Annotated in this window: 11 protein-coding genes and 1 riboswitch; of the genes, 8 read left to right on the top strand and 3 right to left on the bottom strand. The window is 71.1% G+C overall.

What is annotated here, in order from left to right:
* Positions 1-156 precede the first annotated feature (156 nt).
* The 3 genes from trpD (at position 157) to ACFYPC_RS18975 (ending at position 5,213) form a co-directional block, all read left to right on the top strand.
* Positions 157-1,221, top strand: coding sequence for an anthranilate phosphoribosyltransferase (gene trpD / locus ACFYPC_RS18985; RefSeq protein ID WP_388677266.1), 1,065 nt, complete (start codon positions 157-159; stop codon positions 1,219-1,221).
* A gap of 116 nt (positions 1,222-1,337) precedes the next feature.
* Positions 1,338-1,454, top strand: a riboswitch (SAM riboswitch).
* Between the two features lie 189 nt (positions 1,455-1,643).
* A complete protein-coding gene (locus ACFYPC_RS18980; protein ID WP_388677263.1) occupies positions 1,644-3,017 on the top strand; it encodes an aminotransferase class V-fold PLP-dependent enzyme in 1,374 nt (457 codons plus the stop codon).
* Between the two features lie 69 nt (positions 3,018-3,086).
* On the top strand, positions 3,087-5,213 hold the full coding sequence (locus ACFYPC_RS18975) for a PQQ-binding-like beta-propeller repeat protein (RefSeq protein ID WP_388677261.1): 2,127 nt from the start codon (positions 3,087-3,089) through the stop codon (positions 5,211-5,213).
* A gap of 27 nt (positions 5,214-5,240) precedes the next feature.
* On the opposite strand, the gene ACFYPC_RS18970 is transcribed toward ACFYPC_RS18975, so the two are convergent.
* Both ACFYPC_RS18970 and ACFYPC_RS18965 read right to left on the bottom strand, forming a co-directional pair.
* Positions 5,241-5,522: an Lrp/AsnC family transcriptional regulator gene (locus ACFYPC_RS18970; protein ID WP_388677259.1), complete on the bottom strand. Its 282-nt coding sequence runs from the start codon at positions 5,520-5,522 to the stop codon at positions 5,241-5,243.
* Entirely contained in the window at positions 5,519-6,250 is a 732-nt protein-coding gene (locus ACFYPC_RS18965; protein ID WP_388677256.1) for a rhomboid family intramembrane serine protease, read from the bottom strand. Before ACFYPC_RS18965 ends, ACFYPC_RS18970 begins: the two co-directional genes overlap by 4 nt.
* Before the next feature lie 151 nt (positions 6,251-6,401).
* Between ACFYPC_RS18965 and ACFYPC_RS18960 the strand changes: the two genes are divergently transcribed.
* From ACFYPC_RS18960 to ACFYPC_RS18940, 5 genes are all read left to right on the top strand, one after another.
* Positions 6,402-6,641: a hypothetical protein gene (locus tag ACFYPC_RS18960; protein ID WP_266465096.1), complete on the top strand. Its 240-nt coding sequence runs from the start codon at positions 6,402-6,404 to the stop codon at positions 6,639-6,641.
* Between the two features lie 34 nt (positions 6,642-6,675).
* The gene (locus tag ACFYPC_RS18955) at positions 6,676-8,025 is read left to right on the top strand and encodes an NYN domain-containing protein (RefSeq protein WP_388677254.1); all 1,350 of its coding nucleotides are present in this window, start codon (positions 6,676-6,678) and stop codon (positions 8,023-8,025) included.
* 304 nt (positions 8,026-8,329) lie between these two features.
* On the top strand, positions 8,330-9,364 hold the full coding sequence (locus ACFYPC_RS18950; protein WP_388677251.1) for an NlpC/P60 family protein: 1,035 nt from the start codon (positions 8,330-8,332) through the stop codon (positions 9,362-9,364).
* Between the two features lie 216 nt (positions 9,365-9,580).
* Entirely contained in the window at positions 9,581-10,603 is a 1,023-nt protein-coding gene (locus ACFYPC_RS18945; protein WP_388677248.1) for an NlpC/P60 family protein, read from the top strand.
* 31 nt (positions 10,604-10,634) lie between these two features.
* Positions 10,635-11,831 (top strand): hypothetical protein, encoded by a 1,197-nt coding sequence (locus tag ACFYPC_RS18940; protein ID WP_388677246.1) that lies wholly within the window; start codon positions 10,635-10,637, stop codon positions 11,829-11,831.
* An 86-nt stretch (positions 11,832-11,917) separates the two neighbouring features.
* Here the strand turns inward: ACFYPC_RS18940 and ACFYPC_RS18935 are convergent, their stop codons facing one another.
* Entirely contained in the window at positions 11,918-13,150 is a 1,233-nt protein-coding gene (locus ACFYPC_RS18935; RefSeq protein ID WP_388677317.1) for a glycosyltransferase 87 family protein, read from the bottom strand.
* Positions 13,151-13,257: the final 107 nt, after the last annotated feature.

The following is a 13,257-nucleotide window of genomic DNA, read 5'->3' as shown; positions in this document are numbered from 1 at the left end:
CACCCCACCCACCCTGGGCGCCCCCCGCGGGGCCCCCCCCGTCTTTGGTTGGGGGGGGGTTGTGGCCCCCCGCGGGGGGGGGTGGGGGGGGGGCCCCCCCCCCCGGGGGGGCCCCCCCCCCACCCGCGTACCTCTCTGAGAACCCCAGGAGCGACCATGAGCGCTGTGACCCCCGCTGGAGGCGACACCACGGCGGACCGCTCCTGGCCCAGGTTGCTGAACGGCCTGCTCGAAGGCCGTGACCTGAGTGCGGACGACACCGCCTGGGCGATGAACCTGATGATGCGCGGTGAGGCCACCGACGCGCAGATCGCCGGCTTCGCGGTGGCGCTGCGGGCCAAGGGAGAGACCGTCGAGGAGATCACCGGACTCGTACGGATGATGTACGAACACGCCAACGTGATCGAGGTGCCGGGGAAGACCGTCGACATCGTCGGTACGGGCGGTGACGGGGCCAAGACCGTCAACATCTCCACCATGTCGGCGATCGTCATCGCAGGGACCGGCGCGAAGGTCGTCAAGCACGGCAACCGGGCGGCATCCTCCGCCTCCGGGGCGTCCGACGTCCTGGAAAAGCTCGGGGTCAATCTGCAGCTGACGACGGAGCGGGTGGCCGAGGTGGCCGAGGAGGCCGGGATCACCTTCTGCTTTGCGGTGAAGTTCCACCCGGCGCTGCGTCATGTGGGCGCCGCACGTGGGCAGTTGGGCATTCGTACGGTCTTCAACGCCCTCGGTCCGCTGACGAACCCGGCACGGGTGAAGGCGCAGGCGGTCGGCGTCGCGGACCCCCGCATGGCGCCCATCGTGGCGGGCGTCTTCGCCGAGCGCGGCAACTCCTCACTGGTCTTCCGCGGCGACGACGGCCTCGACGAGCTGACCATCACCTCCACGTCCCGGGTGTGGGTCGTACGGGACGGAAAGGTCACCGAGGAGACCTTCGACCCGAGGGACGTCGGAATCGACCTGGTCCCGATCGAGGCGCTGCGGGGCGCGGACTCCACGTACAACGCCGACGTGGCGCGGCGGCTCCTCGACGGCGAGACGGGGCCGGTGCGGGACGCCGTACTGCTCAACTCGGCGGCGGCGCTGGTGGCCCTGTCGCCGGGTGACGGGCCGCTCGCGGAGCAGATCCGAGCGGGGATGGCGCAGGCGGCGGAGGCCGTCGATTCGGGGGCGGCCAAGCGGACGCTCGAGCGTTGGGTGGCCGCGACCAACGCGTAGCTCGCCTTGCGAGGCGGTTCGAAAGGGGCTGGGGCGAAGAGGTCCGGCCCCTTTCGGGTTCCGGGATCCGGACACGGGTTGCGCCGTCGCGATCAGTTCGGTTAGTTTTTTCGGCAGGTCATGAGTGACAGTCATCAGGCCCCGGCCGACTGTCCGGCAACCCTCCGTCCGTGGCGGGGTGCCCCGGGTGAAGACCAGGCCGTAGGCAGCGAGGTCTGCGGCAAGCGCGGACCCCTCGCCCTCTTCTGAGTGGTTAAGGCCCAGGGGTCCTGGTCATTCGAGGGAGCCTTCTGTGAGCAAGCGAATGCGATAGGGCGTAGAGCCCCTTTTCCGCCTATCACTTTCACCCGTTCCCGCGCTGAGCGCCACCTCCATGGACCGGCTCGCGCGGTGATGTTCCCCGCGTCTCACAGGAGTTCGCCATGTCTGCTTCCATCGTTGCCGCCGACCAGACGGTTTGTCGTGACATTTCCGGAGCTCTGCCTGTTCTGGGCCGAGATGTCACCGTCCCGCTCGTCACCGGTGGCGAGGTCACGTACGCCGCCCTCGACTACGCCGCCAGCGCCCCGGCCCTCCAGCGGGTGTGGGACGACGTGGCCGCGTACGCCCCGTACTACGGCAGCGTGCACCGTGGCGCCGGGTACCTGTCCCAGCTCTCCACCGACCTCTTCGAGAACTCCCGCGCCACCGTCGCCGAGTTCCTGGACTGCCGTGCGGACGACCAGGTCGTCTTCACCCGGTCGACCACCGACTCGCTCAACCTGCTCGCCGCCGCCCTGCCGGCCGACTGCCAGGTCTTCGTCTTCGAGACCGAGCACCACGCCGCGTTGCTGCCCTGGCGGGACGCGCGGGTGACGTACCTGAACGCCCCGCGTACGCCGGGGGAGGCCGTCGCGACCCTGGAGCGCGCGCTCAGCCACCGCGACCCCCACGGCCCGGCCCTCGTCTGCGTCACGGGCGCCTCGAACGTCACCGGTGAGCTGTGGCCGGTGCGTGAGCTGGCCGCCGCCTCGCACGCGCACGGCGCGCGCATCGTGCTCGACGCCGCGCAGCTCGCCCCGCACCACCCGGTGTCGGTGCGCGACCTCGACGTCGACTGGGTCGCCTTCTCCGGGCACAAGCTGTACGCCCCCTTCGGCTCCGGAGTCCTCGCGGGCCGCTCCGACTGGCTGCGCGAGGCCGAGCCGTACCTGGCGGGCGGCGGCGCCAGCCGCAAGGTGTCGCGGCGTACGGACGGCGGCGTGGACGTGGAGTGGCACGAGAGCGCCGCCCGGCACGAGGCCGGCTCACCGAACGTGATCGGCGTCTACTCGATCGCCTCCGCCTGCAAGGCGCTCAGCGAGGCGGGCTTCGACACCCTCGTCGCCCGTGAGCAGCACCTGATCGAGACGGTCCGCGCGGGTCTCGCCGAGGTGCCCGAGGTCAGGGTCCTCTCGCTCTTCGGCGACGACGCCCCGCGCGTCGGCGTCATCTCCTTCGTCGTGGAGGGCTGGAACAGCTCGCACTTCGCGGCCGCGCTGTCCGCCGAGTACGGCATCGGGGTGCGCGACGGCCTCTTCTGCGCCCACCCGCTGGTGCGTACCCTCCTCGGCAGCGACCCGGAGACCCAGGGCGAGTGCGGCGCTCCCGAGGCCGCGCCCGGCGAGAAGTCCCTCAACGCCATCCGCGTCAGCTTCGGCGCGGGCACCCCGGACGAGCACGTCGAGCGTTTCGTGCGCGCGGTCAAGGAGCTCGTGCGGGACGGTGCGAAGTGGAACTACCGCACGCAGGACGGGCGTTGCGTCCCGGCCGTGTGATCGCCTGACGGGAGCACGGCGTATACGCTCCCTTCGGCGGCGGTACGGCGAACAGGGGAGTCACGGGGAGTGCAGGCGCTGCGGGAGACGGATCCACGGCGGATCGGTCCGTACGAGGTGCTCGGTCGGCTCGGTGCGGGTGGTATGGGCGAGGTCTATCTCGCCGAGTCGCGGGCCGGGCTCCGGCTGGCCGTGAAAGTGGTGCGGGCCGAGCACGCGCAGGACCGCACCTTCCGCGCCCGGTTCCGCCAGGAGGTGCGGGCCGCGCAGACCGTCGGCGGCAGCGGCACCTACACCGCGCGGGTGGTCGACGCCGATCCCGAGGGCGAACGGCCTTGGATGGCAACGGAGTTCGTCGACGGGCCGAACCTGCGCGACGCGGTGCTCGACGGCGGGCCGCTGTCCGAGGACGCGGTGCTCACCTTCGCCGCCGCACTGGGCGAGGCCCTCGCCGCGATCCACGCCAGGGGCATGGTGCACCGCGACCTCAAGCCGTCCAACATCCTGCTGGCGCCGGACGGTCCGCGGGTCATCGACTTCGGGATCGTACGGGCGCTGGAGGCGACGGCGATGACCCGCACCGGCGCCATGGTCGGCTCGGTCGGATACGTCTCGCCCGAGCAGATACGCAACGGCTCCGAGGTGGGGCCGCCGAGCGACGTCTTCGCGCTGGGCGCCGTACTGGCGTATGCGTCGAGCGGCCGCGAACCCTTCGGGGAGGGCCAGGACTCGGTGATCCTGCTGCGCATCGTGACCCGGGACTTCGACCTCTCGGGGGTTCCGGCGCGCGTGCTTCCGCTCGTCGAGGCATGTCTGCGGGAGGAACCCGGTGACCGGCCCACCCCCGGGGAGGTGGTCGGGGCCGCCGGACATTCGGCGGCGTCCCTGCGGGCGGCTCTGCGGCCGGGGTGGCTCACCTCCGCACCGGCGACGGTCGCGGGCGACGAACGGTGGCTTCCGGAGCGCGAGTCGGGCGAGGGCGAGAGCCGCGTCGAGTACATCGCCCCGGAGACGGTCACGGGCGTTTCGGCATCCAACAGCTCACCGGCACCCGAACGGCCTTCGAGGCGCGGACTGTTGACGGCCGCGGCGGGCGGGGCGCTGGTCGCAGCCACCGGGGGAGCGGGGTGGTGGGTGTGGCAGCGGGGGAACGGAACGCAGGGAGCAGGAACCTCCACGCCCCCCGCGACCGCGTCCGCCGTGGGTGTGGAGAATCCCGCCGCGCTCGCCTGGCAGTACGACGCCGCCGGGCTCGGCGGCCTGCACGGACCCTGCGTCGCCGTGTCGCCGGACGGCGAAACCGTCTACTTCGGTGACGCGAACGGAAAGCTGCACGCTCTGTCCCGTGCGGGCCGGCGACGCTGGGCGGTCAGGCTCGGTGAGTCGGTGTCGACGCCCGTCGTCACCCCGGACGGAATCTTCTGCGTCGTGTGGGACCGGGAGAGGGTGCGGCGCCGGCTGTGCGCGGTGGACGAGGCGGGCAAGCCCAGCTGGAGCGAGGCCGTCGGCGAGAACGGCTACGCCCCGCCGGTTCTCGCGGGTGAGGGCGTGGTGGTGGCCACCGGAGACACCGACGAGGGCGGGCTCCGCTGCTACGCGGCCGACGGCAGCGTGCTGTGGAGTGCGGCCACGCCCGCCGGTCCGACCGAGGTCCCCCTGGTGGCGGACGGTGTGATCTATACGGGTACCTTCGGCGACCAGCTGGTGGCCCTGGACGCCGACGACGGGACCGAGCTCTGGTCGGTCACCGCGGGCATGGACATCGGCCGGCCCGCGCTCGTCGGCGACATCCTCGTCGTCGCGTCGGGCGGACTCGTGAACCGGCACGCGTTCGGCCTGGACGGCAAGCGGCTGTGGTCGGACGAGACCGACGGTGGACCGATGGTCGCCGGGAACCGGTCGCTCGCGATCACCACCGGGCAGGGCACCATCGAGGCGGTCAGGGCGGTCGACGGCAGCACGGCGTGGACGTACGAGATAGGCGGCGACTGGCTGCCGGACCCCCTGGTGAGCGGGGACCGGATCTATCTGCGAAGCGGGCTCGTCCTGTGCGCCCTGGGACTGGACGGCAAGCCGGTGTGGAGCGAGGCGCTCGGCGACTCGACCGGAGAGGACCAGCACAGCCCCGTGCTCAGCGGTGAGCGTCTCTATGTTCCCTCGGGGGACGGAATCGCCGCCGTGGACATCAGCGGCTGAGTGCGGACGAGGCCCGGCCGCGGGCTCTCAGCCGTCCAGGCCGATCGCGAACGCCGCCTCCAGGTCGTGCTGGGAGTACGTGCGGAACGCCACGTGGGTGTCCGTGCCCTCGACGCCCGGGATCTTGCTGATGCTGCCCGGGATGACGTCCGCCAGGTCGTCATGGGCCTTCACGCGGACCATCGCGATCAGGTCGTACGTACCGGTGACCGAGAAGACCTCGCTGACGCTGTCGAGGGCGGCGATCGATTCCGCGATCTCGGGGATCCGGTCCACGCTGGTCTTGATGAGCACGATCGCGGTGATCACGGCTGGTTTTCTCCCTCGGGGGCCGCGGCTGGGGCTTTTACTCTAGTCGTCCGGCCGAAACGCACCCACGCGTAGCCGAAGCCGAGGGAGAAGCCCACCAGGTGGGCCAGATAGGCGACCCCGGGGCCGGCGGAGGCGCGGCCCGCCGCCAGCCACTGCAGGGTCACCCAGAAGGGCAGCACCACCCAGGCCGGGAAGCGCAGCGGCAGGAAGAAGAGGAACGGGAAAAGACTGGTCACCCGCGCCTTGGGGAACAGGTACAGGAACGCGCCGAGCACCGCGGAGATCGCCCCGGAGGCGCCGACCAGGGTCTGCTGGGACTCCGCGTTGGCGACCGCGTAGCCCAGCAGGGCGAGAGAGCCGCAGCCCAGATAGAAGAGGGCGAACTCGACGCGGCCCATCCGTTCCTCCGTCATCACCCCGAAGACGTAGAAGAAGAGCATGTTGCCCAGGAGGTGGAGCCAGCCGCCGTGGATGAACAGGGCCGTGGCGGGCGTGAGCGCCGCACGTGGGTCGCCGGTGAGGAGTTCGGAGGGGATCACACCCCAGCGCCGGAAGTAGGCCCGCTGGGCGGCCAGCAGCTCGTCCCCGGTGCCGTACACCGGATTGAGGCCGGACGCCGGGCCGATCACGAAGATCAGGCAGGACAGGGCGATCAGCCCGTACGTCACCGGTGCAGGCCGACTCCGCACCGCCCTGCCGACCGTCGTACTCCAGTTGCCGATCATGGTGCAGAGCATGGCGTAACAGGACGGATGCGCACAGAGTGCCTCGCCGCAGTGGACGGCCGAGCGTCGAGTACCCGCCAGGCCTTAGGGTTACGAGCCATACACGCCAGGGAGACTGGCGCGGTACGAACACCAGAAGGAACGACACCACATGACGGTTCCCCTCCCGACTGCCGAGACCCGGTGGCGCTGCACGCTCTGCGGCAACCTCACGCGTTTCGACGTGACCCGCTCGTCGAAGGTCGTCGAGTATGTGCATCTCGACCTCGCCGGGGAACCCAAGGTCGAGGAGCGCGAGGTGGTCAGTGAGACCATCGAGTCGGTGCGGTGCCGCTGGTGCAACGCGTTGGACCAGGTGGAACTAGTGGACAGGCCGGGCGCCGGCTCCTGAGGGAGCGGGCCCCGCACACGTAATGGGGTGACGGATGGTGGAGACCACAGGCGGGGAGCCGGACGACGGCACCGCCGAGGTGCTCGACCGTCCGCTGCCCGACGGTGTGCGCCGGCGGGTCGTGCAGATCGTCTCCGACGGCTTCGGCGGGCTGACCATCGGCGAACTACCCACGCAGTTGCGGCAGTTCGCACGGTTCGCGCCCAATCGACGGGCCAAGTTCGCCGGTAACGCCATGGCGGCCGCGCTGGAGACGGACCCTCTCTTCAGACAGCGCATCGCCGAGAAGCTGAGAGAGGCGCAGTCCGAGCTGACCGGCGCACTCGACTCGGGCGCGCCGCCTCCGGCCGCGGATCCGCTGGACGTGGCGGCCGCGGCCTATGTGCTGCGCCCGACGGGCTGGGTGAAGCTGGTGGCCGCCGCGGGCGAGGAGGCCCTGCGGGCGGACGCCGAGCGCGCCGACGAGGAGAGCCGCGCCGAAATGGAGCGGCTGCGTCACGAGCTGGCGGAGGCCCGCGCCCAGACGAAGGCGGAGACCGAGCGGCTGCGTACGGAGCTGGAGTCGGCGAAGAAGGAAGCCGAATCGCTTCACCGCAAGCTGCGCGGGGCGCTCAGTGACGTCAAGCGCGGCGAGGCGGCCGTACGGAAGCTGCAGGCCGAGACGGACACCGGGCGGGCGGAGGCGCAGGTCCAGGTGTCCGCCGCCGAGAGCGAGATCCGGCGGCTCAAGACGCGGCTCGGGGAGGCCGAGGCGGCCCTGGAGGCGACCCGGAGAGCGACACGCGAGGGCCGCAGCGTCGAGGACATGCGCGTACGACTGCTGCTCGACACCGTCCTTGAGGCCACCCAGGGGCTGCGGCGGGAGCTCGCACTGCCGCCCGTGTCCGTGCGGCCCGCCGAGACGGTCGACGCGGTCGAACCGGGAAGGATGACGCCGAAGGACATCGCGACCCGGGCGCTTTCCGAACACGACCCGGCGATTCTCGATCAGCTCCTTGCACTGCCGCAGGCCCATCTGGTGGTCGACGGCTACAACGTCACCAAGACCGGCTATCCGCAGATGCCGCTGGAGAAGCAGCGGCTCAGGCTGCTCGGGCAGCTCTCGCAGCTCGCCGCGCAGACCGGGGCCGAGGTGACGTGTGTCTTCGACGGGGCCGAGCTGGCCGCGCCGGTGCTGCTCGCGCCGCCGCGCGGGGTGCGCGTGCTGTTCTCCAAGCCCGGTGTCACGGCGGACGAGTTGATCCGCCAGCTGGTGCGCGCCGAGCCGCCGGGCCGGCCGGTCATCGTCGTCTCCACCGACCGTGAGGTGGCCGACGGGATCGCCAAGGCGGGTGCGCGGCCGGTGGCTTCGGTGGTGCTCCTCAAGCGCTTCTCACGCGGCTAGCCGGATGCCGCGTACGCCCCATAGGCAACCTAAGTGCCATGCGTAACGTCTGGGTGTGATGCCCGGATTGGCGCGACCTTCACGCAACGTAGTGTCAAGTGCGCATTACTGCTTGTGAGTTGTCGGCAAAGAAACCCTCAGTGACCGAGATTTTTCCTGTCAGGATTTGAACTGATCACAAGAAGGTCACTAGGGTCAGGCCTCGAACCTCTGCTCGGGTGATCACTCATTGGGAGTGACGGCGGAGGGGGCCCGCCCGTCGGAGCAATCGGCAGGCGGCTGGAGGAAGAAGGAGCTCGCCTTCGTGGCGTCCCACCGTCGACCCAAGCAGCCGAGCCGCGCCCGTGTGACCGTGCTCACCACCGCCGCGGCCGCAGCCGTGGTCCTCAGCGCGAATGCCGCCAACGCCGCGCCGAGTGAGAAGCCGAGCGTGGACGAGGTCAAGTCCCAGGTCGACAAGCTCCAGGACGAGGCCGAGCAGGCCAGCGAGAAGCTCAACGGCGCCACGGAGAAGCAGGACAAGCTCCAGAAGGAGATCGACACCCTTCAGGACAACGTGGCCCGCGGCCAGCAGGAGCTCAACGACCTGCGCGACGGCCTCGGTTCGATGGCCACCGCCCAGTACCGCACCGGCGCCATCGACCCCTCCGTACAGCTCTTCCTCTCGGCGGACCCGGACGACTACCTGGACAAGGCGTCCACGATGGACCAGCTGAGCAATCAGCAGGTCGAGACGTTGAAGGAGGTCCAGGAGAAGCAGCGCGCGCTCGCCCAGCAGCGTTCGGAAGCCTCCGAGAAGCTCAAGGACCTCGCCGCGACGCGCACCGAGCTCGCCAAGAACAAGAAGGAAGTCCAGGCCAAGCTCGCCGAGGCCAACACGCTCCTCAACACCCTCACGGCCGCGGAGCAGGCAGCCCTCGACGCGAAGGAGGCGCAGGCCAGCACCGCCGCCCAGAACGCCGCGCTGAGCGGCTCCGGCGCTCCCGCCTCCGGCCGCGCCGGCTCCGCGTACGCCGCCGCGCAGTCCGTGATCGGCTCGCCGTACGTCTACGGCGCCTCCGGCCCCTCCTCGTTCGACTGCTCGGGTCTGACCTCCTGGGCCTTCGCCCAGGCCGGTGTGTCCATACCCCGGACCTCGCAGGAACAGGCCAACGCCGGCACCCGGATCTACTCGCAGAGCGACCTGCAGGTCGGCGACCTGGTCATCTTCTACGACGATCTGCACCACGTCGGTTTCTACGCGGGCAACGGCCAGGTGCTGCACGCCCCGCGCTCCGGCACGGTCGTGCGCTACGAGTCGATCAACAACATGCCCTTCCAGTTCGGCGTCCGGATCTGACGCACGCGCTCCGAGAAGGCCCTCGCCACGCCGCCCGAACGGGCGAATCGCGGTGACGTCGGCTGACCCCCCACCCCGTCGGTGACCTGCGTCTCCGGCGGGGTGTCACGTTGTGTGCCCGCCGGGGTCTTTGGCCAGTGCGTAGTCGCACGGCTACTGTCTGCGGCGTTTCCTCCAACTCCGGGGGAGCGTCAGCGGAAGGGAGAGCGGCTACTCGTGGGGTCCCATCGCCGCTTTGCAGCGCCCGGCCTGGACCGGGGCGCCGGTGCCGCCGGTCTCGCCGTCTGCGTGATGTCCGCCGCCGCCGCGGCCCTCGGCGCCGTACCGGCCGCCGCAGTGCCACAGGACGACACCCGGGCCGAGGTGGACCGCCTGTACGAGCAGGCCGAGCAGGCCACCGAGGCGTACAACAAGGCCGACGAGCGCGCCGACTCGCTGCGCGAGGAGGTGAGTGAGGCCCAGGACGAGATCGCCCGGCAGCAGGAGCGGATCAACACCAGGCGTGACGCGCTCGGTTCGCTCGCCGGGGCCCAGTACCGCTCGGGCGGTATCGACCCCTCCCTCGCGCTGCTGTTCTCCGAAGACCCGGACGACTACCTCGACAAGGCCGCCGTCCTCGACCGGATCAACACCCACCAGGCCGGCGAGCTCAAGGAGCTCCAGTCCGCCATGCGCGACCTCGCCCAGCACCGCGAGGAGGCCACCGGCAAGCTCGCCGAGCTGGAGAAGAGCCGCAAGGCCGTCGCCGAGCACAAGAGCACCGTCGAGCAGAAGCTGACCAGGGCGCGGCAGTTGCTCAACGCGCTGCCCGACTCCGTGCGCGCCGCCTATGACCGGGCGTCCCGCTCCGGGCGCTCCGACATGCCCGACTTCGCGGGCTCGGCCCCCGCGTCGGGGCGCGCGGCAGCCGCCGTCGCCGCGGCCCGTTCCGCGCTCGGCCGCCCGTACGTCTGGGGCTCCAACGGGCCCGGCGGCTTCGACTGTTCGGGCCTCATGCAGTGGTCGTACGGGCAGGCCGGGGTCGGTCTGCCGCGCACCTCGCAGGCCCAGCGGTACGCCGGACGGCAGGTGCCGCTCGCCCAGGCACAGCCCGGTGACCTGATCGCCTACCGCGACGACGCCAGCCACATCGCGATGTACATGGGCAACGGGCAGGTGATCCACGCGCCCTACCCGGGCGCGCCCGTCCGCTACGACCCCGTGGGCATGATGCCCGTCTCGTCGGTCACCAGGGTCTGACCCCGCGCGAAGTCACCGTACGATCGGGAACGTGGCTGGTCGAAGGCGCGCATCGCGAGCGGGGCTCTCCCTGGTGCTGCTGCTCGCCGTGCTGGTCGGCTGCGGCGGCAGCGCGGTCCCGGACACCGCGGCGGCCGAGGTGCAGCGGGTCCTGGACCGGCGGGCGGTGGCCCTCCTGGACCGGGACGAGCAGGCGTACCGGTCCACCGAACAACCGGGCGCCCCCGTCACCGAGTTCGGGAATCTCCGCGAGGTGCCGCTGGCGGCCTGGTCGTACCGCGTGACCGGCTTCCACCGCTCCGGCGACCGGGCCACCGCCGACGCCGAGCTGAGCTACCGCGTCGACGGCTACGACACCGCGCCCGTGACGGCCGCCCGCACCCTGAGCCTGACCCGCACCGACGGTAACTGGTACGTCGCCTCGGACAAGCCCGCCGAGGACGCGAGCGAGCAGTTGTGGGAGCAGGGCGCGGTGACGGTCCTACGGGGCGAGCACAGCCTGGTGATGGGGGTCGGCCAGTCGCAGGACCGGCTGCGCGCCTACGCGGATCTCGCGGACCGTGCCGTGCCCGCCGTGTCCAAGGCGTGGGGCACCGACTGGTCGGGTCACGTCGTCGTGCTCGTACCGCGGTCGCTGGAGGGCATGGCGGGGCTGCTGGGCGCTCCGGCGTCCGGGTACCAGGGCATCGCGGCGGTCACCACCGGCGAGGCGGGGGCCTCGGCGAAGGCGCCCGCGGACCGGATCATCGTCAACCCCGACGCGTACGGCATCCTCGGTGACCTCGGCAAACAGGTCGTCCTCACCCACGAGACCACGCACGTCGCCACCCGCGCCCACACCGACGCCGCCACGCCGCTGTGGCTCTCCGAGGGCTACGCGGACTGGGTCGGCTACCTCGGCAGCGGGCGCACCGTCACGCAGATCGCCCCGGAGCTGGAGCGCGCCGTCGCGGACGGGCATGTACCGGCCGCGCTCCCGCACGATGCGGACTTCGGATTCACCGGGGACGGGGCACAGCTGGCGCAGGCGTACGAAGGCGGCTGGCTGGCCTGCCGGCTGATCGCCGAACGCTGGGGCGAGGCCCGCCTGAACGACTTCTACCGGGCCGTCGGCGGCCACGACGAGCGGACGGGAGCGGTCGAGGACGCCCTCCGGGACGTGCTGCACACGACACCGGAGAAGTTCACGGAGCAGTGGCGGGAGTATCTGCGGGCGCAGCTGGGCTGAGGTCGGGAGGCGCAACCCAGCGGGATGCAGGGCGTGTTCAGCTCTCCGTTCGCGAGCCACTTTCGCTCCGCCCGCGGTGCGTGCCGTCAGGAGGACGCCGAGGTCTCCTTGGTGCGGGTCGCCTGAGCGGGGAGTGTCGGGGTGGGGTGGGAGACCGTGTCGCGCCACAGGGTCACCGCGGCGGTCACGGTGGCGATCACCAGCAGGCCGTTGCGGACGAACAGGAGGGTGACACCGAGGCCGTCGCTGACCACGACGTGCGAGAACCAGATCGGGAACTCCAGGACCGTCACGAACGACGCGATCAGCACCAGGCCGACCGGCACCGTCATCCGGCTGGCACGGAAGCAGAGACAGACGGCCGCGAGGCCGACCAGCCACACCATGTACTGCGGGCTGATCACCCGGCTCGTGGTCGTGAACATCAGCACCGCCACGAACGCGGCGTCGGCCGGCGTGTGCGTCAGGAACCGCTTGGCGCACAGCCGCCACAGCAGCAGCCAGCCGAAGGCGAGCGCCGTGAGCACCAGCGCCAGCGTGCTCACCAGGTCGACGCCCGGGCCCAGGAACTCCACGGAACCGTAGTTGAGCAGCACCTGGCCGTCCCAGCCGTACTGCCGGGCCACATGGAAGACGAGGGACCCCAGCGACTCCACCTCGGTGCCGCGGTCGCGCTGGAAGGTCAGGAAGGCGAAGGCGCCGGGCATCGACACCGCGAACAGCACCGCGATCCCCGCCGCGGAGACCGCCGCCGCGGCCCACGCACGGCGCCTGACGACCCCGACGAGCAGCAGCACCGGCCACACCTTCAGCATCGCCCCGAAGCCCACCAGCGCCCCCATCACCCGCGGATGACGCGCCCCGGCGAGCAGCGCCGCCACCGCGACGGCCGTCACCATGACGTCGTAGCGCGCGTAGACGGTCGGCCCTAGCAGCGGTACGCCCACCACCCACACCCAGGCGCCGCGCAGCGACCTGCCGGAGCGCTGTCCCGCGTACTGGAGAAGCCAGAACACCAGGACGTCGGCGGCGAAGGCCAGCAGGAAGAAGGCCGACGCGTAGTCGAGGAAGGGCAGCAGGCCGGGGGAAAGGATCGGCAGGGCGGCGGCCGGCGGGTACTGCCAGGTGACGTCGTCCAGCGGGAAGGTGCCGGTGCGCAGAACCTCGTACCAGCCCCGGTAGATCACGGAGACGTCGCTGGTGACGTCCGGGCCCGGGAAGACGAAGTACCTGAAGACGAAGAGCAGCAGTAGCAGCCTGGTCAGGCCCCAGATTCCCGTCATCGCGTACGGGAACCTCGCCCCCTTTGCGCCCGTCATGCGTACCTGGCCCTCGTTCGTCCGGATCTCGCGCGAGCCGACGATGCTCTGCGGATGTGTTTTGGCGGGGTCATGATGGCGCGCGATGCTGTGCGGAGCCATCAAGC

The organism is Streptomyces sp. NPDC005808, assembly GCF_042871385.1.
Taxonomy (GTDB): domain Bacteria; phylum Actinomycetota; class Actinomycetes; order Streptomycetales; family Streptomycetaceae; genus Streptomyces.
This window is presented reverse-complemented; position numbering and strand designations above follow the sequence as displayed.

Bases quoted from the DNA above. Each gene is read 5' to 3' on its own strand.
- trpD (WP_388677266.1), top strand. From the start codon at position 157: ATGAGCGCTGTGACCCCCGCTGGAGGCGACACCACGGCGGACCGCTCC.
- ACFYPC_RS18980 (WP_388677263.1), top strand. From the start codon at position 1,644: ATGTCTGCTTCCATCGTTGCCGCCGACCAGACGGTTTGTCGTGACATT.
- ACFYPC_RS18965 (WP_388677256.1), bottom strand. From the start codon at position 6,250: ATGATCGGCAACTGGAGTACGACGGTCGGCAGGGCGGTGCGGAGTCGG.
- ACFYPC_RS18960 (WP_266465096.1), top strand. From the start codon at position 6,402: ATGACGGTTCCCCTCCCGACTGCCGAGACCCGGTGGCGCTGCACGCTC.
- ACFYPC_RS18955 (WP_388677254.1), top strand. From the start codon at position 6,676: ATGGTGGAGACCACAGGCGGGGAGCCGGACGACGGCACCGCCGAGGTG.
- ACFYPC_RS18935 (WP_388677317.1), bottom strand. From the start codon at position 13,150: ATGACGGGCGCAAAGGGGGCGAGGTTCCCGTACGCGATGACGGGAATC.